The sequence below is a fragment of the Pseudomonas sp. C9D1 genome, from assembly GCF_056491235.1.
Genome location: NZ_JBSZIE010000002.1, coordinates 2,609,578 through 2,633,570, shown reverse-complemented (window position 1 = coordinate 2,633,570; position 23,993 = coordinate 2,609,578). Strand labels below are relative to the sequence as shown.

Genomic DNA, 23,993 nt, shown 5'->3' with positions numbered 1-23,993 from the left:
CGCGGTTCAGACGATGGTGAACAGCGGTTGGTCGTACTCAACCGGCTGGCCGTTCTCCACGAGGATGGATTCGATCACGCCGCTGGCTTCGGCCTCGATGTGGTTCATCATCTTCATCGCTTCGACGATGCACAGGATGTCGCCCTTCTTAACGGTCTGGCCGACTTCGGCGAAGTTTGCCGAGGTGGGCGAGGCGGCGCGGTAGAAGGTGCCGACCATCGGCGAGCGCACCACGGTGCCGTTGAGTTTCTTGGCGGCCGGGGCGGCGTCTGCTGCCGGGGCGACCGGGGCTGCTGCGACCGGAGCCGGTGCCGGGGCGGCCATCGGTGCGGCGTAGATCGGCTGGGCCATGGCGGCCTGCTTGCTGTGGCGGCTGATGCGCACGGACTCTTCGCCCTCGCGGATCTCCAGCTCGTCGATACCGGATTCTTCCAGCAGCTCGATCAGTTTTTTGACTTTACGGATATCCATTAATTATCAACTCCCAAGGGTGAGGTCAGGGGCGTTCAAGGTGTTCTAGCGCCGCGTCCAGGGCCAGGCGGTAGCCGGTGGCACCCAGACCGCAAATCACTCCCACCGCAACGTCGGAGAAGTAGGAGTGATGGCGGAAAGGTTCTCGCTTGTGCACGTTGGAGAGGTGCACTTCGATGAATGGGATGCTCACTGCGAGCAACGCGTCACGTAGGGCGACACTTGTATGCGTGAAAGCGGCGGGATTGATCAGGATGAAGTCCACGCCTTCGTTGCGTGCGGCATGGATGCGATCGATCAGTTCGTACTCGGCATTGCTCTGCAGATAAAGCAGGTGATGCCCCGCCTCGCGGGCTCTGCGCTCCAGGTCCTGGTTGATTTCGGCCAGGGTGGTGGCGCCGTACTTGTCGGGTTCGCGGGTGCCCAGCAGGTTGAGGTTGGGGCCGTGCAGGACGAGCAGGGTGGCCATGCGATGTCTTCCTTATTGGGGGCCAGGCGGGACTATGCAGGAAAGCCCGAGAGGCTGTCCATATGCCGGTAGTAGTCGACACGATGCCCGTAGTTTGCGGCAGATTTGTGAAAATCGGCTCAAAGCCGCTGGGCAGCGCCTTGCAGCTTGGCGGCGAAGTCCGTCGCGGTGATCTCACCTACGACACGCGATTCCGACCATTCGTCACCATTGGGGGCGAAGAACAGGATGGCGGGCGGGCCGAACAGCTTGTAGCGGTCCAGCAGCGCGCGCTGTTCGGGCGTGCTCGCGGTCATGTCGAAGCGCACCAGGTGGTAGGCGTTCAGTTGGCTGGCCACCTCGGGGGCGGTCAGCACTTCGCGCTCGATCACCTTGCAGCTGATGCACCAGTCGGCGTACCAGTCCAGCAGCAGCGGCTTGCCGGCGGCCTTGGCTTCGGCCTGGGCAGCGGCCAGCTCGGTCGGGGTGGTGATGGTCTGCCAGGCACCGGCCGTGCTGGCGGTGACGGCTGCAGCACCCGGGCGGCCCAGGGGGCGCAGCGGGTCCGACTCGCCCTTGAGGCCGCCGGTCCAGGCGGCCACCGCGTAGACCAGCAGCACCAGCCCGGCCAGTTGCGCCAGGCGCTGGCGGGCGGTTTTCGGGGTGAACTCCAGGGCGCCGAGGAACAGCGCCACGCCGCCGGCCAGCAGGCCCCACAGGGCCAGGGACAGCGGGCCGGGCAGCACGCGCTCCAGCAGCCACACCGAGACGGCCAGCAGTAGCACGCCGAAGGCATTGCGCACCGCGACCATCCAGTTGCCGGACTTCGGCAGCAGCGTGCCGCCGCCCACGGCGAACAGCACCAGGGGTGCGCCCATGCCGAGGCCGAGGACGAACAGCTTGAGCCCGCCGCCCAGGGCGTCGCCGCTGGCGCTTATATAGAGGAGGGCGCCGGCCAGGGGCGCCGACACGCAGGGTGAGACCAGCAGGCTGGAGAACACCCCCAGCGCCGCCGCGCCCCAGATCGAGCCGCCCCGGGTGTTGCCGGCCAGGCGATCCAGCGGGCCGCTGATGAACTGCGGCAGGCGCAGTTCGTAGAGGCCGAACATGGCCAGGGCGAAGACCGCGAAGAAGGCGGCGAAGGGCACCAGCACCCAGGCCGATTGCAGGCGTGCCTGCAGGTTGAGTTCGGCGCCGAACACGCCCATCAGCGCGCCGAGCACCGCGAAGCAGGCGGCCATGGGCAGCACATAGGCCAGCGACAGCACCAGGCCGCGGCTGCCGCCCACCTGGCCGCGCAGCACCACGCCGGACAGGATCGGCAGCATGGGCAGCACACAGGGGGTGAAGGTCAGGCCGAGCCCGGCGAGGAAGAACAGCGCCAGCTCGTGCCAGCTCCAGCCCTTGCCCTCGGACGGGATCGCACCGTCCAGCGCCGCCGGGGCGTCGCCGATCTGCAGGGTTTCGGTCTCCGGCGGGTAGCACAGGCCCTTGTCGGCGCAGCCCTGGTAGGTCACCAGCAGCTTGAAGGGACGATTGGACGGGTTGTTCAGCGGCAGGTCGACGTCGAGGACTTCGTAGTACACCTCCACGTCGCCGAAATATTCGTCGGTCTTGTGCTTGCCGGCCGGCAGCTGCGCGTCGCCCAGGGCTATGTCCGCCGGCTCGGTGCGGAACTGGAAACGGTGCTTGTAGAGGTAGTAGCCCTCGGCGTTGGCGAAACGCAGCTTGATCGAGGTCGGCGAGCTGTCCACCAGGCTGAGGCGGAAGGCCTCGCGCACGGGGAGGAAGTCCTTGCTGTTGTTCAGCGCGGCTCCGAGGGTGGAGCTGGGGCGGTTATCCAGCAGCCCGGCGCTGGCGGGCAGGGCGACCAGCAGCAGGATCAGGGTCAGCAGACGGCGCATGGAAGTCTCGGCAGGCGAAGGTGCCGGGCATGATAGCGGAGCCGGCCGCCGCCATGCAGCGCTGATCCTGTAAGCGGTTTTCTCGGCTGCCCGGGTGGTCGTGGCGCAGCGACCGTGCCCGCCCTGCGGCGACGCGCTTCGCTGTTGCGGGGCGCGACACGTCGCCGCAGGGGTCAGACGCGGAAGGCTTGCACCGCGCGGGTCAGGTCGCCGCCCAGCTGCAGCAGCTGTTCGGCCTGGTCGCGGCTGCGGCCGATGCGCTGCAGGTTGTCGTCGCCGAGCTGGTGGATCTCCTCGCTGTAGCCACGGATCTCGGTCACCGCACCGCTCTGATTGGCGGTGGCTTCGGCGATCTGCCCGGCGGTGTCGGCGATGGTGCGGATGGCCGCGACTATCTCGTCCAGTGCGCCATCGGCGGCGGCGGCGCGGGCGGCGGTCGCCTCGGCGTGCTCCACCTGGGCGCGCATGCCCTGTACCGACTGATGGGCGGCGGTCTGCAGGCGGCCGATCAGCTCCTGGATTTCGCCGGTGGCGCCGGCGGTGCGTTGCGCCAGGGTGCGCACTTCGTCGGCGACCACGGCGAAGCCCCGGCCCTGCTCGCCGGCACGGGCGGCCTCGATGGCGGCGTTGAGCGCCAGCAGATTGGTCTGTTCGGCGATGCCGCGGATCACCACCAGCACGCTTTCGATGGTGGCGGACTCCTGGGCCAGGCGCTCGATGGCGATGGCGTTGCCCTGCACCTCGCCGACCAGGCTGTGCATGCCCTCCAGGCTCTGGCCAATGATGCGCTGGCCTTGCTCAACGGCGCGCCCGGCGTCGTGGCTGGCAGAGGCGGCCTGGCTGGCATCGCCCGCCACCTGCTGGATGGTCGCCTCCAGTTCGCCCAGGGCGTCGCGGATCTGCGCGGTGCCGCCGGCCTGGCGTTCGGCCCCGGCGTGCAGGCCACCGTTGAGGTCGGCCAGGGTGTGGCTGCTGCCGGCCACCTGCTCGGCATGGTGGCGGATGGTGCCCACCAGCTCGCCGAGGTAGGCGCGCAGGCGGCCCAGGGACTGTTCGATGCCGCGCAGGTCGTCGATCTTCGAATCCAGGGCGATGGGCTTGCTGAAGTCGCCGGAGGCCCAGGCGGAGAGGGACTGCACCAGGCGCCCGAGCACGCGGGTGAGGTTGCGCTGGATGCGGTCCACGGCCAGGGCGATGAGCAGGATCAGGCCTATCATCAGCCCTTGGATCACCCGTACCTCGCCCTGGATGCGGCCATGCTCGGAGCGCACCAGCGGCTCCAGCGCGGCCAGGGCCTGGCGCAGGGCGTCGAGGCGGGCGCGGGTGGTGCCGGCCAGTTCGGCGCGGCTGGTGATCAGTTGGCGGGTGCGCTGCAGTTCGGCCGGGTAGCGCTTGAGCAGGCTGGCCAGGTCGCGCTTGAGGGCTATGCCGCGATCCTCGGCCTGTTTCGTCTCGGTCGCGGCTTCGGTGGCGGCCAGGCCCATCATCGCGGCGAAATCATCGGAGGCGGAGCTGGAGGCGTCGGCCAGGCCCAGCAGCGGCAGGGCGTCGAGGCGCGCGGATTCCATGCTCAGGGCGGCCAGCTCGCGCTCGACGTCGGCGGCCAGTTCGTCGCGGCCGCTCTCCACCAGCTTGACCCGGGCGTGGGCCAGGCGGGTCAGGTGCTGGGCGGCAGCCAGCAGGGGCTTGCGGTATTCGGCGGCCTGGCTGGGGTCGCCTTCGTCGGCGTAGCGGGCCAGCTGTTCCAGGGCGCCGTCGATCTCGCGTTCGGCCTGTAGCAGCAGGCCCTGCGGGTCGCCGGCCAGTTTGCCGGCGGCCAGCAGTTGGTCGCGGCTGAAGGCGCGCAGGTCATCGATGCTGGCGCGCAGGGTGGTGGCCAGTTGCGGCGGCAGCTGCGTCATGCGCTGGTCGAGTTCGTCCAGGCTCTGGGTGGCGGCGCTGTGGCGCAGGGCGTCGCCGCTGCCGAGGTAGGCTTCGATGTTGGCGCTGACGTCGCGCTGGAAGCGCTGGGCCAGGTCCATGTACTGCTCCATCACCTGGTAGGGGCGTTCCAGGGCGCGCTGCGACCACCAGAGGGTGACGCCCAGGGCCAGGCAGACGGTTACAAGAAGCAGGGTGTTGAGATTGGTGAGCTGTTTCAGGCGCATCGGGGCCTCGACCGACTACAGAACGGACAGGCCCTGAAAGATATTGCGGTTCGGTTTCAACCTGATGACAGCGTGAACTGCGTCACGCCCGCCGGTCGGCCTCAGGTGAACAGTTCGACGCGGTTGCGACCGCCGTGCTTGGCGCGATAGAGCGCTTCGTCGGCCTGCTTGGAGAGGGCGTTGCTGTCGAGGTCGTCGCGCAGCTCGGCGATGCCGGCGCTGAAGGTGCAGGACAGGTCATGGGGCTGCGCCGGGTAGTGGATCTCGGCGAAGCGCCGGCGGATTTCGTCCAGTACGCGGTGCGCCGCCTCCAGGTCGGTATCGGGCAGGACGATGGCGAACTCCTCGCCGCCGTAGCGCCCGATATGGTCGGTCTTGCGCAGGCGTTGCTTGAGGAACAGCGCCAGGCTCTTGATCACCCGGTCGCCCATGGGGTGGCCGTAGGTGTCGTTGACCTTCTTGAAGTGGTCGATGTCGATCATGGCGAAGGTCAGCGGGCGACCGTCGCGACGCGCTCGGGAGCGGGCATCTTCCAGCAGTTGCAGGGTGTGGGTGTGGTTGAACAGCCCGGTGAGGCTGTCACGCACCATCCGCGCCTTGAGGCTGCGGGCGCGCTTGGCGCGGTTGCGTACCGTGGCGATCAGGTGGCGCGGCTTGATCGGCTTGGTGAGGAAGTCGTCGCCGCCCTCGCTCATCGCATCCAGCTGCTTGTCCAGGTCGTCCTCGGCGGAGAGGTAGATGATCGGCACGCTGACGTAGCGCTCGTGCTGGCGGATCACCTTGGCCAGTTCGGTGCCCAGGCACTCGGGCATGTACATGTCGAGGATGATCAGGTCCGGCTGGAACTCGGCCAGCGCACCCATGGCCAGGGCCGGCTCGGTGATGGCCTGGGTGACGATGCCGGCGCTGTTGAGCACCATTTCGGTGTGCATCGCCTGGGCCTTGGAGTCGTCGACGATCAGCACCCGGTACGGCTCGTAGTGGGCGGTGCGGGTCAGGGTCTCGATCTTCTCCAGCAGGCTGGAGGCATCCAGGGCACCGGTGAAGTACTCCTGGCCCCCGGCGCGCACGGCGGCCAGGCGGGTCGGCGTATCGGTTTCCTCATGGCTGAAGAACAGCACCGGCAGCTTGTGCTCCAGGCCTTTCTGCGCCTCCAGGGCCAGCTCCAGTCCCGTGCCGCGACCGGCGAAATCCACTTCCATGACGATGGCGGCCGGATGGCGCTCGGCCATGGCGGCGCGGAAGGCATTGGCGCTGTCGCAGGTCTGTACGTAGAGGCCGAAGAAGTCCATCTGCTGGGCCAGGCGCTGGGCCCGCTCCTGATCCTGCAGGGCCAGGTATACCGGCTTGCGCAGGGGCGGCAGGAAGGTCTGTTCCAGTTGGTCGCCATGGCGCAGGCCGGTGCGCGACAGGCGCTGCATCAGTTGGCTGAGCTCGGTGATCAGGTCGCTGGAAAGACGGCCGCGGTTGGCCTTGACGGCTTCCAGGCTGTGCTTGATGCCCTGGGCCAGCTGGGTGTGTTCGGGTTGTTCGAAGCGTTCCGCATAGCGCAGCAGGTAGCCGTTGGCTTCGGTCAGCTCGGCCAGGTCGGCGCTGGTCCACTCGGCGCGCTGCAGGCGTTGCCAGACCTCCAGAAGATGGCGCGCCTGGTGGATCACTCGTTGTGCAAAGTGATTCTTGAGGCGATCGCGGCTCGGATCTTCATGCTCGGTCATGGCGTTGCTTCTAATGCTCGACCGCAGGATTTTGAGTGGGCGGTCAGAATGGTGGCTCTATGCTAGCACTTGATAATGCGTACGCTAGTACCGCCGATCTAATGACGCCAGTATTTTTTCACGGAGAACCATTAGGTCACAGTTGTGCTGTGCGGCCCGTCTCAGGTTGCGGCCCACTCTTGGTTTGGCCATTTGTCGCTGGCAAGGCCCGGCGCTTCACTTATAGTGCAGAGCCGGATGGCACCCTCCTCGCAGGTTGCTGTCGAAACTGCCGAGCTGAACGAGTTTAAGGACATAGCCATGCTGGACTGGAAGAAGCGTGCGGGTCAGGCACGAGATCGCGTCGATGATTCGGTGGATGACGTGCGCAGCTACCTGGGCGGAATCTGGCTGAGCCGCGCCCTCGGTGCGCTGCTGGGCCTCTACCTGGTGGGTGCGATCATCGTGGGTTGGTACTGGAGCCAGGAACCCGGGCTGTTCCCGGTGCAGCAGAATGCCCAGGCTGCCGCCGAGCGTGCCCAGCGCAAGCTGGTGACCGGCTACACCACGGTCGAGACCCTCAAGCAGGTCGGCCAGACCCTGCTCGACAAGCCCGGTGGCTACCTCTCCAACGACCTGGCTCCGCCCGGCCTCTGGCTGGACAACATGCCCAGCTGGGAATACGGCGTGCTGGTTCAGGTCCGCGACCTGTCCCGCGCCCTGCGCAAGGACTTCGCCCGTTCGCAGTCGCAGTCCACCGAAGACGTCGACCTCGCCCGTGCCGAGCCGCGCTTCAACTTCGACAACAAGAGCTGGGCCCTGCCGGCATCGGAAACCGAGTACCAGGAAGGCATCCGCGCCCTGGACCGCTACCTGGTCCGTCTCTCCGACCCGAACCAGTCCTCCGCGCAGTTCTATACCCGCGCCGACAACCTCAACAACTGGCTGGGCGACGTCGCCACGCGCCTCGGCTCGCTGTCTCAGCGCCTCTCCGCCAGCGTCGGCCGGGTGCGCCTGAACACCGACGTGAAGGCCCTGGAAGCCCAGGAAGGCGTGGTGCCCAAGGTCAGCGAGGAGATCGTCGAGACGCCCTGGCTACAGATCGACAATGTCTTCTACGAAGCCCGTGGCCAGGCCTGGGCGCTGTCGCACATCCTGCGGGCCATCGAAGTGGACTTCGCCGACGTGCTGGCGAAGAAGAACGCCACCATCAGCGTGCGGCAGATCATCCGCGAGCTGGAAGCCGCCCAGGAACCGCTGTGGAGCCCCATGGTGCTCAACGGCAGCGGCTTCGGCGTGCTGGCCAACCACTCGCTGGTGATGGCCAACTACATCTCCCGCGCCAACGCCGCCATCATCGACCTGCGTCAGCTGCTCGAGCAGGGTTGATGGCCATCAGCGAACGCGAGGCGGCGCACCGTGCCGCCTCCGATGCCGAGCGCATCGCCTGGGTCGACGAGGCCGATGGCCTGCTCGGCGAACTGCCCCGGGCCGAATTGCGCGAGCGCGGCCTGATCGGCCGTGGCACCTTCATCCTCCTCTTCGATTCCGCCGGGCGCCTCTGCGTGCACCGGCGCGCCCTGAGCAAGGCCGTGTATCCCGGCTACTGGGACCTGGCCGCCGGCGGCATGGTCGCCGCCGGGGAGGGCTACGCCGAATCCGCCGAGCGCGAGCTGGAAGAGGAGCTGGGCATCGCCGGCGTGCCGCTGGTGGATCACGGGCGCTTCTTCTTCGACGAGCCGGGCAATCGCCTGTGGTGCGCGGTGTTTTCCGCCGTTTCCGATGCACCGCTGCGGCTGCAGCCGGAAGAGGTGCTCGAAGCCCGTTTCGTCGACCTGGCAGAAGCCGCTGCCCTGCAGCCCTGCTGCCCCGACTCCCAGCGCGCCCTGCAGCTCTACCTCGACACCTGACCCAGGCGCGACGGTATGCCCTGAGTAGGGTGGATGACGCTTTTCTCATCCACCGATCGGCGCCCCGGGTTACGAAGTGCCATCGCTGGCCGTAGGCTGGGCTTCAGCCCACCGCTCTCGCTCGATGCCAACCTGTGGGCACCCCATTTTCCCCTGCCGAACCCGCGCCAGGCGCGGGTTTGTGCGATATTCCGGACCCTTTCGTGCGGGATGCTGCACAGCGAGGCGGGTAGGTCGCTATTCTGTCGATCAATGGCGCAATTTCGTACTTAGCATTCGCGCCGAATGCTGCTAAATTTCGCCGCCTTTCAAGCCCGGCTTCCCCGCCGGGTCTGCGCTGCCCCTGCCAGAGTGGGGCTTCGCGGTCGGCTCCCGCCGACCAGTCGCTATCCTGACCCCTACGAGGAAAGCCGGTGGTCAAGAAAGCTTCGTCCTTCGCCGCATTGAGCGGCCTGGTGTACTCCACCGACAGCGGCCGGCATTGCCCGGACTGCGCCCAGCCCATTGACGCCTGCGTTTGCAAGCGAGCCTCCGTGCCCGCTGGCGACGGCATTGCCCGTGTTCGCCGGGAAACCAAGGGCCGCGGTGGCAAGACGGTGACCAGTATCAGCGGCGTGCCGCTCGACGAGGACGCCCTCAAGGAGCTGGCCAGCGCGCTCAAGCGTCGCTGCGGCACCGGTGGCGCCCTGAAGGATGGTGTGATCGAGATCCAGGGCGATCACGTGGACCTGCTGCTCGAAGAGCTCGCCAAGCGCGGCTTCAAGGCCAAGAAATCCGGCGGTTGATCACCGGCTTTCTAAACTGACTGCAGCTGATGCGGTCAACACCCCAACGTCACACGACCGAATTAATCTGCCCAAGCCCGCCCCAAATGACCGGCGGGCCTGGCTCTTTTCTATCCCACAGGGGGAATCCGATGTCTGCACGACGCACGCGCAAGGACGATGGCAGCAGCTGGACCGTGGCCGACAGCCGCAGTGTCTATGGCATCCGCCATTGGGGCGCCGGTTATTTCGCGATCAATGACGCCGGCCGCGTCGAAGTCCGCCCGAGTGGCGCCGCCAGCGAGCCGATCGATCTGTTCGAACAGGTCGATGCCCTGCGTGAGGCCGGCCTGTCCCTGCCGCTGCTGGTGCGTTTCCCCGGCATCCTGCAGGACCGCGTACGCCAGCTGACCGGGGCCTTCGACGCCAATATCGCGCGCCTGGAATACCAGAACCGCTACACCGCGCTGTACCCGATCAAGGTCAACCAGCAGGAAGCGGTGGTGGAAAACATCATCGCCACCCAGGACGTCTCCATCGGCCTGGAAGCCGGCTCCAAGCCCGAGCTGCTCGCCGTGCTGGCCCTGGCGCCCAAGGGCGGCACCATCGTCTGCAACGGCTACAAGGACCGCGAGTTCATCAAGCTGGCGCTGATGGGGCAGAAGCTCGGCCACAACGTCTTCATCGTCATCGAGAAGGAATCCGAGGTTCAGTTCGTGATCGAGGAGGCTGCCGAACTCAAGGTCGCGCCCCAGGTCGGCCTGCGCGTGCGCCTGTCGTCCCTGGCCTCGTCCAAGTGGGCTGACACCGGTGGCGAGAAATCCAAGTTCGGCCTCTCCGCCGCGCAACTGCTGTCCGTCGTCGAGCGCTTCCGCAAGGCCGGCATCGAGCAGGGCGTGCGCCTGCTGCACTTCCACATGGGCTCGCAGATCGCCAACCTGGCCGACTACCAGCACGGCTTCAAGGAAGCCATCCGCTTCTACGCCGAGCTGCGCAGCCTCGGCCTGCCGGTCGACCACATCGACGTCGGCGGCGGCCTGGGTGTCGACTACGACGGCACCCACTCGCGCAACGCCAGCTCCATCAACTACGACATGGACGACTACGCCGGCGTGGTGGTGGGCATGCTCAAGGAGTTCTGCGACGCGCAGGGCCTGCCGCACCCGCACATCTTCTCCGAAAGCGGCCGCGCCATGACCGCGCACCACGCCGTGCTGGTGATGCAGGTGACCGACGTCGAGCGCCACAACGACGAAGTGCCGAAGATCGCCAACCTCGAGGAGCAGCCGGAGATCGTCCGCTGGCTCGCCGACCTGCTGGGCCCGACCGACGCCGAGATGGTCACCGAGACCTACTGGCGCGCCACACACTACATCAGCGACGCCGCCACCCAGTACGCCGAAGGCAAGCTGACCCTGGCGCAGAAAGCCCTGGCCGAGCAGACCTACTTCGCCATCTGCCGCCGCCTGCACAACCAGCTCAAGGCCCGCCAGCGTTCCCACCGCCAGGTGCTGGACGAGCTCAACGACAAGCTGGCCGAGAAGTACATCTGCAACTTCTCCGTGTTCCAGAGCCTGCCGGACACCTGGGCCATCGGCCAGGTGCTGCCGATCCTGCCGCTGCACCGCCTCGATGAAGAGCCGGTGCGCCGCGCGGTGCTGCAGGACCTGACCTGCGACTCCGACGGCAAGATCAAGCAATACGTCGACGAGCAGAGCATCGAGACCAGCCTGCCGGTGCACGAAGTGCGCGAGGGCGAGGACTACCTGCTGGGCGTATTCCTGGTCGGCGCCTACCAGGAAATCCTCGGTGACATGCACAACCTGTTCGGCGACACCGACTCGGTGAACGTCTACCAGCGCGAGGATGGCAGCGTGTACCACGGCGGCATCGAGACCCACGACACCATCGAGGACATGCTGCGCTACGTGCACCTGTCCCCCGAGGAACTGATGGCGCTTTACCGCGACAAGGTCTCCGGCGCCAAGCTCAGCGCCCGCGAGCGCACCCAGTACGTCGACGCCCTGCGTCTCGGCCTGACCCGCTCGTCCTACCTGTCGTCCTGATCCATCGCACCATGAAAAAGCCCGGCCCAGCGCCGGGCTTTTTCATTTTGGAGCGGGGATAGGGGGGTAGAGGGCAACGGGGTGCCCGCCTGGTAGGCGCGAATTCATCCGCGATCGGCGCTGATCAATACACCGTTGCCGGTTCCGGCAGGCTGAGCAGGCCGGCTTCGTTGAAGCGCACGGTGTTCCAGAAGCCGCCGCCGAGCTTGCCGCGCACGGTGTAGGGCACGCCGGGCTGGCGGCCGGTGTCGTGGCTGTTGGCCAGGCCCCAGGCCTGGCGCATGGCGGAGAAGGCAGAGATGGTCACGGGGACGCTGACCAGGGCTTCGCTGAAGCGCGGGATTTCGCCGGCCTGGTCGCTGACGCCGCTGGCCAGGGGCTGGTTGTTGATATCGAGATCGAGGGCGATGCCGTTGTAGCGGATGGCGGTGTCGTTGGGGTTCTGCACCCGCAGCTTGACCATGAAGCGCATTTCCAAGCCTTGGCCGGGCACCGGCTCCATGCCCACCAGGTCGATGCGCACCGGGTCCCGCGGGGCCAGGGTGCTGCAGGCGGAGAGGCCCAGCATCAGCAGCAGGCAACTGGCGAGGCGCAAGGTGGAGCGGATGATTGGGGTCATGGCGTACGTCCGATTTGTGCAGGTGGTGCACCGCTAGAGACCGGCGAAGACGCCGTTCATTCCGCGTTCTCCGACGAAAGTAGCCCACGGGACGGCGTCGCGAAGGGGCGTTCGGCCAGGTAATTCCGGCCCTTAAGCGGAGCGGCAGCGTCTATCCCAGGGGCTGCTGCCGTCCGTCGGAAGGCACGCGCCAGGCGCGTTGCCTGAACTCAAAGGCCGCTATGGCCGTCCATTGCCCTTGTATGGGGATGAAAATAGCGAGCAGGCAGATGATCCGTTCTCTGGGGTTGAGGAATGTCGGGTGGCGCACCATCGTGGTCCGCACCGTGACCGAGTTCATCGATGACGAGCTGCCGACCTATGCCTCGGCGCTGGCCTTCCAGATGTTCTTCTCGCTGTTCCCCTTCCTGTTGCTGCTGATCGCGGTGATCGGCTTCCTCGAGTTGCCCGAGTTCTTCGACTGGCTGCAGGCCCAGGCGACGCTGGTGCTGCCGGGCGCGGCGATGGACCTGGTGCTGCCGGCCATCGAGCAGTTGCAGACGCAGAAGCCGGGGCTGTTCTCCATCGGTGCGGTGGTGGCGCTGTGGTCGTCGTCATCGGCCATCCGTTCGAGCATGGATGCGATGAACCGCGCCTACGACGTGGAGGAGGGACGCCCGACCTGGAAGCGCATCCCGCTGTCGGTGCTCTACACCGTGGGCGTGGCGGCCTTCCTGCTGGCGGCGGCAGGGCTGATGGTCACCGGGCCGCAGGTGATGAATTGGCTGGCCGGGCAACTGGGCATCGAGGACGTGGTGGTGCTGCTGTGGAACTGGCTGCGCATCCCGGTGGCGGTGCTGCTGCTGATGATGGTGGTGGCGTCGGTCTACTACCTGCTGCCGGATGTGAAGCAGGAGTTCCGCTTCATCACGCCCGGCTCGGTGCTGGCGGTGCTGGTGTGGCTGGTGGCGTCCATGGGCTTCAGCTACTACGCGAAGAACTTCGCCACCTACAACGCCATGTACGGCAGCATCGGCGCGATCATCATCCTGCTTCTCTACCTGTACATCTCGGCGGCGGTGCTGCTGTTTGGCGCCGAGCTCAACGCGGTGATCGAGCACCACTCACGCGAGGGCAAGAAGCCCGGCGAGAAAAAGGCCGACGAGGGTGCCGTTGTGCAGTTGCCCGAGTAGCGGTGCGCCGGTTCAGCCGCGCAGCAGGCCTTCCAGGCGCTCGCGCAGCCGGGGCTCTTCCTCTTCGCTGATGCCCAGCAGGAAGTAGTGGCGCAGCACGGCGATGGCTTCGTCCGCGCTTTTCAGCAGGTGCTGGTTCACCTGGCCGTCGGCACTGCGGCGGTTGAAGGTGCCGTTGCGCAGGGTGAAGCGCTCCGTGCCCTGGGTGCGGGCGGCCACCAGCATCTGGCGGAAGATGCTGTCCGGGTGGGTCGAGGTGTACCAGTTGCGGGGCACGTAATCGACCCAGTGCTGGGGCTGCAGGTCGAAGCGGTAGACCGGCACCCAGGCATCGCCCAGGAAGGTTTCCAACTGATGGTCATCGTGCCCGGCGTCCGGCGCCAGGAGGCGGAAGGGCAGCTCGCCGAGGTCCTCGTGGCCCTGCAGGGGCAGGGAGCGGGTGGGGTTGGCGGAGCCGAAGCCGACATCGGCGATGACCGGGCCGTCGTCCAGGTCCACCCGCAGCAGCAGGTGCGAGGTGATGGTCAGCGGCGCATCGTCCGGCAAGCCCCAGCGCACCCGCGCTGCCAGCGGGGTGACGCGAAAGCCCAGGGCCAGCAACAGGCGCCCGAACAGGCCGTTGATCTCGAAGCAGTAACCGCCACGGCTGCGCTCCACCACCTTGGCGAACACCGCCTCGGCGTCGATGGAGATGGGGCGGTCGAGCAGGACGTCGACGTTTTCGAAAGCGACCCGGTCCAGGTGGGCCTTGATCAGGCGGTCGAGGGTGGCGCGGTCGGTGAGGGTGGGGGCCGGCTGGTCGATGTGGGCCAGGTAGGCGCGGGTCTGCTCAGGGCTCAGGGCGTGCATGAAGCGGCTCCATGGATGACGGGAGGAGGCTAGCAGAGCTTTGGCGGGCTGGCTGCTGTTCTGCTTTTGCAACGTCTTCTGTAAAAAATAAGGAACTGATGGGCTGGCGCTGGCGAAGAAATGATCGGTGCATCAACGGGTTGTCTGACAATCCGAAGGCGCGCCTGTCGTTTTTTGTAGTCATTTGGCTTGTAACTGTTTGACATATTTGACGGCTTTGGCAGACTGCTCGCCCGTTGCGGCAGGAGGTCGCGGTTGCCGTGCAGGGCTCCTGAAGCCATGACGGATGATCCCGCCCGGTTGTGACGCGCCTAAAACAAAAATTCTGTCAGTCGCGGCGACCCTGGGTGGACACAGGTCCGACAGGCCAGACGACGGGCGAGCCACTGGAACTCACACATGCTGATCTGGTTTGTTGCGGTCTACCTGCTGATCACCGTCGGTGTTGGCTTCTACGCCTCCACTCGCGTCAAGAACTCCAAGGATTTCGCGGCAGGCGGCCGCAGCATGTCCTTCCCGCTGGTGGCGGCCATGGTGTTCGCCACCTGGTTCGGCTCCGAAGCGGTGCTGGGCATCCCCGCCACCTTCATCGAGGAAGGCTTCGCCGGGATCATCGAAGACCCGTTCGGCTCCTTCGGCTGCCTGATGCTGGTGGGCCTGGTGTTCGCCCGCCCGCTGTACCGCATGAACCTGCTGACCATCGGCGACTTCTTCAAGAAGCGCTTCGGGCCCAATGTCGAGCTGATCACCAGCCTGGTGATCATCGGCTCCTACCTGGGCTGGGTGGCGGCGCAGCTCACCGCGCTGGGCGTGGTGTTCAACGTGCTCTCCGACGGCTCCATCACCACCACCCAGGGCATGCTCATCGGCACCGGCATCGTGCTGCTGTACACCCTGTTCGGCGGCATGTGGTCGGTGGCGCTGACCGACTTCATGCAGATGATCATCATCGTCGCCGGTCTGCTGTACCTGACCTGGCTGATCGGCGACATGGCCGGTGGCGCCGAGGTGGTGATCAGCCACGCTGCCAGCGAGGGCAAGTTCGCCTTCATGCACGGCTTTGAACCCCGTGACATCGTCGCCTTCCTCGGCGCGGCGGTGACCATGATGTTCGGCTCCATCCCGCAGCAGGACGTGTACGCCCGGGTGATGTCGGCCAAGACCGAAAACATCGCCGCGCGTGCCTCCATGGCCGGCGCCTGCTTCTACCTGGGCTTCTGCATGCTGCCGATCTTCCTCACCTATGCGGCCTCGATGATCGACCCGGCGATGGTGCAGAAGTGGCTGGCAGAGGATGCGCAGATGATCCTCCCGCACCTGATCATGGAACGCACCCCGCTGTTCGCCCAGGTGATGTTCTTCGGCGCGCTGCTCTCGGCCATCATGTCCACCGCCTCGGGCACCCTGCTGGCGCCTTCGGTGACCTTCACCGAGAACGTGCTCAAGCGCTTCCTGCCGGACATGAACGACCGCCAGTTCCTGCTCGCCATGCGCCTGAGCGTGCTGGGCATGACGGTGGCCACCTCGCTGTTCGCCCTGTATTCGGACGCGAGCATCTACGAGATGGTCGGCAATGCCTACAAGGTGACCCTGGTCGCCGCCGTGGTGCCGCTGTTCGCCGGGCTGTTCTGGAAGCGCGCCACCACCCAGGGCGCGCTGACCGCCATCGGCTTCGGCCTGGCCTCCTGGGTGTTCCTGGAGATGAATTATCAGGAAACCGACTTCTGGCCGCCGCAACTGGCGGGCCTGCTGTTCAGCGTGCTGGGCATGCTGCTGGGCTCCCTGCTGCCGCAGCTGAGCCGCCCGCGCGGTGAAAGCGTCGACGCCATGATGGCGCCCGCCGGCAACTGACCCCTCCCGGGCCCTCCTGTTCTGGAGGGCTCGCTCTTCTTCCCCGTGCCGGTCCCGGCACACCCCGTACGGAAGCTGTGATGCAGTCGTGGTTTCTGACTGCTCGAACAGGTTCCGAACTGGTGCATCCCTTCCTGGCTGTCCTCCCGCATGACCGGCCCCGGGCGCTGGCAGCTGCCCGAGGGGCGAGGCCTGGAGGGGGATTCCTTCCTTTAGTTGACCTGTGCGTCAATTTGGATGTGCGCTCACCATAATGGTGAGAAAAATATTATTTCGATTAAAATCAGTGGGCTGTGATTAATTCAGAGCCGCTTGCCAGCGTCGCACTCCTTGCTCTAGGTTTCACGAACCTGTCATTAGAGACAGGTTATCGTCTCCCCCGGTGACTGACCGGCTCGGTAGTGCTCCCCTGTGCTGCCGGGCCGCCAGTGCACCACCGTGCAGCCCACCGCACGGTGCGCCCGCCCTGGGCGCCTCGCCGTAGATCAATCGCAACAGACATCGCCTGGTTTCGTTTTTTCCACCCGAGCGCTTCCCGCCGTGGGAGGCCCGCACCTGCAAGGAAGAAAAAGCAATGAAACGTCTCGCCCTCCTGCTGTCGCTTTGCTGCGTCCCTTTCACCTCGGCCTTCGCCGCCACCGTCACCCTGAGCAAGGGCGGCTACAACCTCACCTACGATTGCGACAACCACACCGCCCTGCGCTACGAGTACGTGCTGACCACCGACACCGGTTCGGCGGCACGGCCTTCCTCCTTCTACCTGGACCCGGACCTGCCCAGCGGTTGCGCCGGCCAGACCAGCACCTCGTCCTACGCCAGCGTGGTATCGGGCTGGGACCGTGGCCACCTGGTGACCTCCAACCACATGGACTACAACGCCACCTACATCAAGCGCGCCAACTACATGAGCAACATCGTGCCGCAGGTGGCCAGCTTCAATCAGGGCATCTGGGTGGCGGCCGAGAATGTCGCCGAGTGCTACCGCGACCTGGCCACCGTCTATGTGTATGGCGGGGTGGTCTACAACGACACCTCCAACGACTACTTCCTGTCGTCCCACGGCATCCGCACACCGGATTACTTCTGGAAGACCATCGTCACCACCGATACCGCCACCGGGCAGACCAAGGCCATCAGCTGGTACATCCCCAACCAGGCCGGCCTGGGCAGCCTGAACAGCTACATCAAGAGCATCTCCGAGCTGGAAAGCCTGATCGGTACCAGCGCCGTGGGCATCAGCGTGCCGGCCAGCGTCAAGGCGCAGAAACCCACCAGCACCTGGGCGACGCCGAGTGGCTGTGATTTGAGCTGATTATCGATTGGGTGGGGCAGGGGGCTGGGCTTTAGCCCATCGGTAACATCGTTGGTGGGTTAAAGCGGAGCGCCGCCCGGCCCACCCTACGAATGCCACGCCTAGGCTTTTCTTCCAGCTTCCAGCTTCCAGCTTCCAGCTTCCAGCTATCCAGGCCCCTCACATGCATAGGCTGGGCACCCACTCCCAGCCACTCAGGACCCTTTCTTGCCGCTTGCAACGTGAAGCTTGCCGCTGCTTCTAAGTCGCCAGACCGATGCCACGGAGTATGACGGCGGTGACGGTCTGCACGGCGCGTTCGAACTGCTGGTCGTTCAGCGGCTGGTGATTGTTGAGCACCATCACCTGGTGGTCGAAGTCGGCGTAGTGCTGGGTCGAGGCCCAGATCATGTACAGCAGGCTGGAGGGTTCGACCGGAAGGATGCGCTTGCTCTCGACCCACTGGCGGATCTTTTCTTCCTTGAGCTTGGCCCAGTCGTAGAGGGGGCCGTCGAGGGCTTCCTTGAGCTGCGGGGCGCCGTGGATGACTTCGGCGGCCCAGACCTTGGAGCCGTGGGGGCGGGTGCGCGAGCGGTTCATCTTGGCGCGGATGTAGCTGGTCAGCGCGACGCTGGGGTCGTCGAACATCTCGAAGCAGGTGCCGTCTTGCTCCCACTCTTCCAGCAGGCTTTGCAGCACGGCGCGGTAGAGGTCTTCCTTGGTCGCGAAGTAGTAATGCAGGTTGGACTTGGGCAGGCCGACTTCCTGGGCGATGTCCTGCATGGAGGTGGCGGCGAAGCCTCGCTCGGCGAAGACCTTTTCGGCGGCCAGGAGGATCTTCTCGGTGTTCTTGATGCGGATGCCGATCTTGCGGTTACTGCTCATCGATCCCTCGGGCTGCACGGACTGAAGCCGGGCAAACATATCACCGAACCCGGCGCGGGCACGAGCCCGACGCGCGAGGTGCCCCGCCGCCGTGGAGGCGGCGGGGCGGGGCTGGATCAGAAGTGCACTTTGACCAGCAGGCTGGCGGTGTTCTGGTCGGTGCCGCCGAGGATGTCGTCGCCGAGGAAGCTGTCATCGTCGATGCCGTACTTGTTGCTCCAGTAGTCGTACTCGACGCCCACGTAGAGCTGCTTGGCGCCCAGGTTCATGGCCTTGCCCAGGTCGTACTTGATCTGCGGGTTGAAGTGCAGGTTGGCGTGCAGGTCGTTCGGGCGGCTGCTGGTGGCGTCCTTGTTGTTCCAGACCCAGTCCATGAAGCCGTCGATGAGGATGTCGGAGTCGCCCACCGGCAGGGTGTACGACCACACCGGGGTGACCTGCCACTGGCCGGACGGGTTGTTGGTGATGCCGTCGGGCTTGCGGTAGTAGAAGTTCAGCTGGAAGTAGTCGAAGCCGGGGATGGCCAGGTCGAAGCCCGGGCCGACCAGGTAGTTCTGGTTGCGGTTCTCGCCGCGCTCGTAGGTGGCGGCCAGCAGCACGTCGGTCACCGGGCCGAAGGCGATCTTCTGGTCGAACAGCTTGCCGAAGGACAGGCGCGGGGAGATTTCACCGTAGTAGGTGTTGTTGCCCGCGTTGGCGTCGGCCTTGCCGTTGTAGTTGATCTGGTCGGCGAAGATGAACAGGTCGCCCCAGGTCCAGCCACTGGCGTGCTCGAAGGTGAAGGTCTGTTGGATTTCCGGGTTGACCTTGAAATCCTTGCCATAGAGGTAGGTGACGCTGTTGTTCTGCCACAGCAGGGGGCCGTCGGCCAGGGCTTGGCCGCAGGCCAGCAGGCCACCGGCGAGCGCGAGAGCGGAGAGGGTACGGTTCATTCGGGTTGGGCTCCTGGTGCTTGGTTATCTTTCTATCTGCGTAGAAGTTGTCTGATTGGTCAGGCTTGGCTGCCAGAGCAAGAAAGGAGCCAGTTTTCTCCGACACCTTCCCCGGGCGCGGGATTATCTGGATAAACCCCGATGTTTCAAGCGGTTGTTTCGTGACCAACGGGTTTTTCCGACTTGCGGGAGGCTTGCCCGTGCACGGTTATGGGCGCGCATACCTGACCGATCGAACAGTCCTGCATCAACTTGGGGCGGCTGCGGGCGACGGGGGGACGGAGCGTTCGGCGCCTGCTGCGGTTTTTCCCCGGCCCATAAAAAAGCCCCCATCAAGCTTGATGGGGGCCTCGCGCAGCAAGGGTGGCCCAATCCATGGGCCTGGACACGCGAATCAGGATTGCGGGTTGGCCGGTGCCGCCTGGGCGGTGCCGGTGCGCTCGTTCCAGCCACCGCCGAGGGCCTTGTACAGGTTGACCTCGCTGGTGAGCTGGTTGAGACGGTCACTGATCAGTTGCTGGCGCGCGCTGAACAGCTGGCGCTGGGCGTCGAGCAGGGTCAGGTAACTGTCCACGCCGGTGCGGTAGCGGCGCTCGGCCAGGCGGTAGTAATCCTCGGAGGTGCGCACCAGGTTGCGCTGGGCAGTGAGCTGCTCCTCGAAGGTGGTACGGGCGGCGAGGCCGTCGGCGACTTCCTGGAAGGCGGTCTGGATGGCTTTCTCGTACTGCGCCACCTGGATGTCCTTCTGCACCTCGGCGTAGTCGAGGTTCGCCTTGAGGCGGCCGGCGGTGAAGATCGGCAGGTTGATCTGCGGCTGGAACAGCCAGCTGCCGGAGCCACCGTCGAACAGGCCGGAGAGCTCGGCGCTCTTGGTCCCGGCATTGGCGGTGAGGCTGATGCTGGGGAAGAACGCAGCGCGCGCGGCACCGATGCTGGCGTTGGCGGCCTTGAGCTGGTGCTCGGCCTGGAGCACGTCCGGGCGGCGTTGCAGCAGCTCGGAGGGCAGGCCGGCGGGCACTTCGGCCAGTTGGTCGTCGCCCAGCACCTCGCCTTGAGGCAGGTCACCGGGTACGCCCCTGCCCAGCAGCAGCGCCAGGGCGTTGCGGTCCTGGGCCACCAGGCGGCTGTACTGCGCCAGGGTGACCTGGGCGCTTTCCACGGCGGTGCGCGCCTGGCTCAGGGCCAGGGCATCGGCGACGCCGACGTCGAAGCTGCGCTGGGTGAGGGCGAAGCTTTCCTGGTAGGTCTTCAGGGTGTCGCGGGTCAGCTTGAGCAGCGACTGGTCGGCCTGCAGGGTCAGGTAGGCGTTGGCGACGCTGGCCACCAGGCTGATCTGCGTGCTGCGACGGGCTTCCTCGCTGGCGAAGTACTGCTCCAGGGTCTGCTCGTTGAGGCTGCGCAGGCGGCCGAAGAAGTCGATTTCCCAGGCGCTGACGCCCACCGTGGCCGAGTACTGGCCGCTGGTGGTGGCGCGGCCGCTGCTGGACAGGTCCGCCGGCAGGCGCTGGCGGGTGCCGCTGCCGTCGGCCGAGATGCTGGGGAACAGCTCGGAGCGCTGGATACGGTACTGCGCGCGGTAGGCGTCGATGTTCAACGCGGCGACGCGCAGGTCGCGGTTGTTGGCCAGGGCGGTTTCCACCAGGCGTTGCAGCGCCGGGTCCTTGAAGAACTCGCGCCAGCCCAGGTCCACCGCAGCGGTGGTGGTCTGCGCGCCGCTGGCGTTGGCGGTGTAGGCCTCGCCCAGGGGCCAGGCGCCGTCCACCGGCGCCTCGGGGCGCTGGTAGTCGGGGATCAGCGAGCAGCCGCCGAGCAGGACGCTGGCGACCGCGAGGGACAGCAGGGACTGCCTCATTCGGCGGCCTCCTTGGTCAGTTCGTCTTTGCTGCGCTTGTCCTTGAACAGCGAGCAGACCAGTACGTAGAACAGCGGGACCCAGAAGATCGCCAGCACCGTTGCCGTAAGCATGCCGCCGATCACGCCGGTACCGATGGCGTGCTGGCTGCCCGAACCGGCGCCGCTGGAGATGGCCATGGGCACCACGCCGAGGATGAACGCCAGCGAGGTCATGATGATCGGGCGCAGGCGCATGCGGCACGCCTCGATGGCGGCGTCGAACAGGCTCATGCCCTGCTCATGCAGCTCCTTGGCGAACTCGACGATGAGGATCGCGTTCTTCGCCGAGAGGCCGATGGTCGTGAGCAGCCCTACCTGGAAGAACACGTCGTTGGAGAGCCCGCGCATGCTGGTGAACAGCAGCGCACCGAGGATGCCCAGGGGCACCACCAGCATCACCGAGAAGGGGATCGACCAGCTCTCGTACAGGGCCGCCAGGCAGAGGAACACCACCAGCAGCGACAGCGCGTAGAGCGCAGGTGCCTGGGCACCGGAGAGGCGCTCCTCGTAGGACAGGCCGGTCCAGGAGTAACCGACGCCGGCTGGCAGTTGCTTGATGATTTCCTCGACCGCTGCCATGGCTTCGCCCGAGCTGTGGCCAGGCGCCGCTTCACCGAGGATCTCGATGGCCGGCACGCCGTTGTAGCGGGCCAGTTTCGGCGCGCCGTAGACCCATTCGCCGGAGGCGAAGGCACTGAACGGCACCATCTCGTTCTGGTCGTTGCGCACGTACCACTTGCCGAGGTCGTCGGGGTTCATCCGCGCCTCCGGTACGCCTTGCAGGTAGACCTTCTTCACCCGGCCACGGTCGATGAAGTCGTTGACGTAGCTGGCGCCCCAGGCGATGGACACGGTGTTGTTGATGTCCGCCAGGGAGACGCCGTGGGCGCGGGCCTTCTCGTCGTCGATCTGCAACTGGTACTGCGGCTCGTCGTACAGGCCGTTGGCGCGCACGCGGGTCAGCACCGGATTGTTGTTGGCCAGTTCGAGGAACTTGTCACGGGCGGCGTTGAGCTGCTCGTGGCCGACGCCGGCGCGGTCCTGGAGGAAGAAGTTGAAGCCGGTGGCGTTACCCAGTTCCAGCACCGCCGGCGGGGCGAAGGCGAAGACCATCGCGTCACGGAAGCTGAAGAAGTGCTGCTGGGCGCGCTGGGCCAGGGAGAACACGCTGTGCTCGGCGCCGGGGCGCTCTTCCCAGGGCTTGAGCATGATGAAGGCCATGCCCGAGCTCTGGCCGCGACCGGCGAAGTTGAAGCCGGTGACGGTGAACACGGATTTGACGGTGTCCTTCTCCTTGTCCAGCAGGTACTCGCGCATCTGGTCGACCACCACCTGGGTGCGCTCGGCGCTGGCGCCGGCCGGGGTCTGCACCTGGGCGAAGAGCACGCCCTGGTCTTCCTCGGGGAGGAAGGCGGTGGGGATGCGGGTGAACAGCCAGGCCATGATCGCGACGATCACCAGGTACATCAGGATGTACGGCGTCTTGCGCTTGAGGATGGCGCGCACGCCCCGCTCGTAGCCGTTCACGCTGCGGTCGAAGGTGCGGTTGAACCAGCCGAAGAAGCCGCGCTTGGGGGCGTGGTGACCCTTGGCGATGGGCTTGAGCATGGTGGCGCAGAGGGCCGGGGTGAAGACCAGGGCCACCAGCACCGACAGCGCCATGGCGGAGACGATGGTGATGGAGAACTGGCGGTAGATCACGCCCGTGGAGCCGCCGAAGAAGGCCATCGGCAGGAACACCGCCGAGAGCACCAGGGCGATGCCCACCAGTGCGCCCTGGATCTGGCCCATGGACTTGCGCGTGGCTTCCAGCGGCGACAGGCCTTCCTCGGCCATCACCCGCTCGACGTTCTCCACCACGACGATGGCGTCGTCCACCAGCAAGCCGATGGCCAGCACCATGGCGAACATGGTCAGGGTGTTGATGGTGAAGCCGAACATCGCCAGCACGCCGAAGGTGCCGAGCAGCACCACCGGCACCGCGAGGGTGGGGATGATGGTGGCGCGGAAGTTCTGCAGGAACAGGAACATCACCAGGAACACCAGCACGATGGCTTCGCCCAGGGTGTGCACCACGCCTTCGATGGAGGCCGAGACCACCGGGGTGGTGTCGTAGGGGAACACCACTTCCATGCCGGCGGGGAAGAAGGGCTTCAGCTGGTCGATGGTGGCGCGGATCGCCTTGGCGGTATCCAGCGCGTTGGCGCCGGTAGCCAGCTTGATCGCCATGCCCGAGGCCGCCTTGCCGTTGAACTGCGCGCTGATGGCGTAGTTCTCGCCGCCCAACTCGACGCGGGCGACGTCGCGCAGGCGCACCTGGGAGCCGTCACGGTTGACCTTGAGCAGGATGGCGCCGAACTGCTCGGGCGTCTGCAGGCGGGTCTTGCCGATGATGGTGGCGTTGAGCTGGGTGCCGGGGGAGGCGGGCAGGCCGCCGAGCTGGCCGGAGGACACCTGCACGTTCTGCGCCTGGATGGCGCTCTTCACGTCCACCGGGGTCAGCTGGTAGTTGTTCAGCCGCGAGGGATCGAGCCAGATGCGCATGGCGTACTGCGAGCCGAACACCTGGAAGTCGCCCACGCCCTTGGTGCGCGAGATCGGGTCCTGCATGTTGGAGACGATGTAGTTGGACAGGTCGTTCTTGTCCATGGAACCGTCCACCGACACCACGCCGATCACCAGCAGGAAGTTCTTCACTGCCTTGGTCACGCGGATGCCTTGCTGCTGCACTTCCTGCGGCAGCAGCGGGGTCGCCAGCTGCAGCTTGTTCTGCACCTGCACCTGGGCGATGTCAGGGTTGGTGCCCTGCTCGAAGGTGGCGGTGATGGTCATGCTGCCGTCGGAGTTGCTCTCCGAGGAGATGTAGCGCAGGCCGTCGATGCCGTTGAGCTGCTGCTCGATCACCTGCACCACGGTGTCCTGCACCGTTTGCGCCGAGGCGCCGGGGTAGGACACCTGGATGCCGACGGCGGGCGCGGCGATGCTCGGGTACTGGTTGATCGGGAGCTTGAGGATGGCCAGGCCGCCCGCGAGCATGATCACCAGCGCGATCACCCAGGCGAAGATCGGCCGGTCGATGAAGAACTTCGACATGGAA

Annotated in this window: 18 protein-coding genes; 7 read left to right on the top strand and 11 right to left on the bottom strand. The window is 66.1% G+C overall.

Features of this window, described 5'->3' with window-relative positions:
• Nucleotides 1-6: 6 nt before the first annotated feature.
• The 5 genes from accB to ACXI0U_RS20345 form a co-directional block, all read right to left on the bottom strand.
• Nucleotides 7-471: an acetyl-CoA carboxylase biotin carboxyl carrier protein gene (gene accB / locus ACXI0U_RS20365; RefSeq protein WP_021222378.1), complete on the bottom strand. Its 465-nt coding sequence runs from the start codon at nt 469-471 to the stop codon at nt 7-9.
• Nucleotides 472-496: 25 nt separating this feature from the next.
• On the bottom strand, nt 497-940 hold the full coding sequence (gene aroQ / locus ACXI0U_RS20360) for a type II 3-dehydroquinate dehydratase (protein ID WP_021222377.1): 444 nt from the start codon (nt 938-940) through the stop codon (nt 497-499).
• A 119-nt stretch (nt 941-1,059) separates the two neighbouring features.
• Nucleotides 1,060-2,823, bottom strand: coding sequence for a protein-disulfide reductase DsbD (locus ACXI0U_RS20355; RefSeq protein WP_431482762.1), 1,764 nt, complete (start codon nt 2,821-2,823; stop codon nt 1,060-1,062).
• 173 nt (nt 2,824-2,996) lie between these two features.
• A complete protein-coding gene (locus ACXI0U_RS20350; RefSeq protein ID WP_371877111.1) occupies nt 2,997-3,584 on the bottom strand; it encodes a methyl-accepting chemotaxis protein in 588 nt (195 codons plus the stop codon).
• 1,487 nt (nt 3,585-5,071) lie between these two features.
• Nucleotides 5,072-6,685 (bottom strand): response regulator, encoded by a 1,614-nt coding sequence (locus ACXI0U_RS20345; protein ID WP_265169851.1) that lies wholly within the window; start codon nt 6,683-6,685, stop codon nt 5,072-5,074.
• A 300-nt stretch (nt 6,686-6,985) separates the two neighbouring features.
• Between ACXI0U_RS20345 and ACXI0U_RS20340 the strand changes: the two genes are divergently transcribed.
• The 4 genes from ACXI0U_RS20340 to speA all read left to right on the top strand — a co-directional run bounded on the left by ACXI0U_RS20340 (nt 6,986) and on the right by speA (nt 11,404).
• Nucleotides 6,986-8,053: a DUF2333 family protein gene (locus ACXI0U_RS20340; protein WP_374979069.1), complete on the top strand. Its 1,068-nt coding sequence runs from the start codon at nt 6,986-6,988 to the stop codon at nt 8,051-8,053.
• Nucleotides 8,053-8,574 carry an NUDIX domain-containing protein gene (locus tag ACXI0U_RS20335; RefSeq protein ID WP_271659134.1) on the top strand — a complete coding sequence of 174 codons (522 nt, stop codon included), beginning with the start codon at nt 8,053-8,055 and terminating at the stop codon, nt 8,572-8,574. Before ACXI0U_RS20340 ends, ACXI0U_RS20335 begins: the two co-directional genes overlap by 1 nt.
• A gap of 413 nt (nt 8,575-8,987) precedes the next feature.
• Nucleotides 8,988-9,359, top strand: a complete 372-nt coding sequence (locus ACXI0U_RS20330; protein ID WP_021222371.1) for a translation initiation factor Sui1 — start codon at nt 8,988-8,990, stop codon at nt 9,357-9,359.
• A 131-nt stretch (nt 9,360-9,490) separates the two neighbouring features.
• On the top strand, nt 9,491-11,404 hold the full coding sequence (gene speA, locus ACXI0U_RS20325) for an arginine decarboxylase (RefSeq protein ID WP_021222370.1): 1,914 nt from the start codon (nt 9,491-9,493) through the stop codon (nt 11,402-11,404).
• A 124-nt stretch (nt 11,405-11,528) separates the two neighbouring features.
• On the opposite strand, the gene ACXI0U_RS20320 is transcribed toward speA, so the two are convergent.
• Entirely contained in the window at nt 11,529-12,023 is a 495-nt protein-coding gene (locus tag ACXI0U_RS20320; protein WP_043245959.1) for an LEA/WHy family protein, read from the bottom strand.
• Between the two features lie 269 nt (nt 12,024-12,292).
• Between ACXI0U_RS20320 and ACXI0U_RS20315 the strand changes: the two genes are divergently transcribed.
• Nucleotides 12,293-13,195, top strand: coding sequence for a YihY/virulence factor BrkB family protein (locus ACXI0U_RS20315; RefSeq protein ID WP_043245960.1), 903 nt, complete (start codon nt 12,293-12,295; stop codon nt 13,193-13,195).
• Nucleotides 13,196-13,207: 12 nt separating this feature from the next.
• Here the strand turns inward: ACXI0U_RS20315 and ACXI0U_RS20310 are convergent, their stop codons facing one another.
• A complete protein-coding gene (locus tag ACXI0U_RS20310) occupies nt 13,208-14,044 on the bottom strand; it encodes an arylamine N-acetyltransferase family protein (protein ID WP_479550753.1) in 837 nt (278 codons plus the stop codon).
• Between the two features lie 399 nt (nt 14,045-14,443).
• Between ACXI0U_RS20310 and ACXI0U_RS20305 the strand changes: the two genes are divergently transcribed.
• On the top strand, nt 14,444-15,895 hold the full coding sequence (locus ACXI0U_RS20305; RefSeq protein ID WP_431482760.1) for a high affinity choline transporter 1: 1,452 nt from the start codon (nt 14,444-14,446) through the stop codon (nt 15,893-15,895).
• A 574-nt stretch (nt 15,896-16,469) separates the two neighbouring features.
• Nucleotides 16,470-17,207, top strand: coding sequence for a DNA/RNA non-specific endonuclease (locus ACXI0U_RS20300; RefSeq protein ID WP_479550752.1), 738 nt, complete (start codon nt 16,470-16,472; stop codon nt 17,205-17,207).
• A gap of 240 nt (nt 17,208-17,447) precedes the next feature.
• On the opposite strand, the gene ACXI0U_RS20295 is transcribed toward ACXI0U_RS20300, so the two are convergent.
• The 4 genes from ACXI0U_RS20295 to ACXI0U_RS20280 form a co-directional block, all read right to left on the bottom strand.
• A complete protein-coding gene (locus tag ACXI0U_RS20295; RefSeq protein ID WP_043247406.1) occupies nt 17,448-18,071 on the bottom strand; it encodes a TetR/AcrR family transcriptional regulator in 624 nt (207 codons plus the stop codon).
• Nucleotides 18,072-18,187: 116 nt separating this feature from the next.
• The gene (locus ACXI0U_RS20290) at nt 18,188-19,003 is read right to left on the bottom strand and encodes an outer membrane protein OmpK (protein WP_271659890.1); all 816 of its coding nucleotides are present in this window, start codon (nt 19,001-19,003) and stop codon (nt 18,188-18,190) included.
• A 394-nt stretch (nt 19,004-19,397) separates the two neighbouring features.
• Nucleotides 19,398-20,855, bottom strand: coding sequence for an AdeC/AdeK/OprM family multidrug efflux complex outer membrane factor (locus ACXI0U_RS20285; protein WP_374979067.1), 1,458 nt, complete (start codon nt 20,853-20,855; stop codon nt 19,398-19,400).
• Entirely contained in the window at nt 20,852-23,989 is a 3,138-nt protein-coding gene (locus ACXI0U_RS20280; RefSeq protein ID WP_265170405.1) for an efflux RND transporter permease subunit, read from the bottom strand. The genes ACXI0U_RS20285 and ACXI0U_RS20280 overlap by 4 nt, the downstream gene beginning before the upstream one ends.
• Between the last annotated feature and the right edge of the window lie 4 nt (nt 23,990-23,993).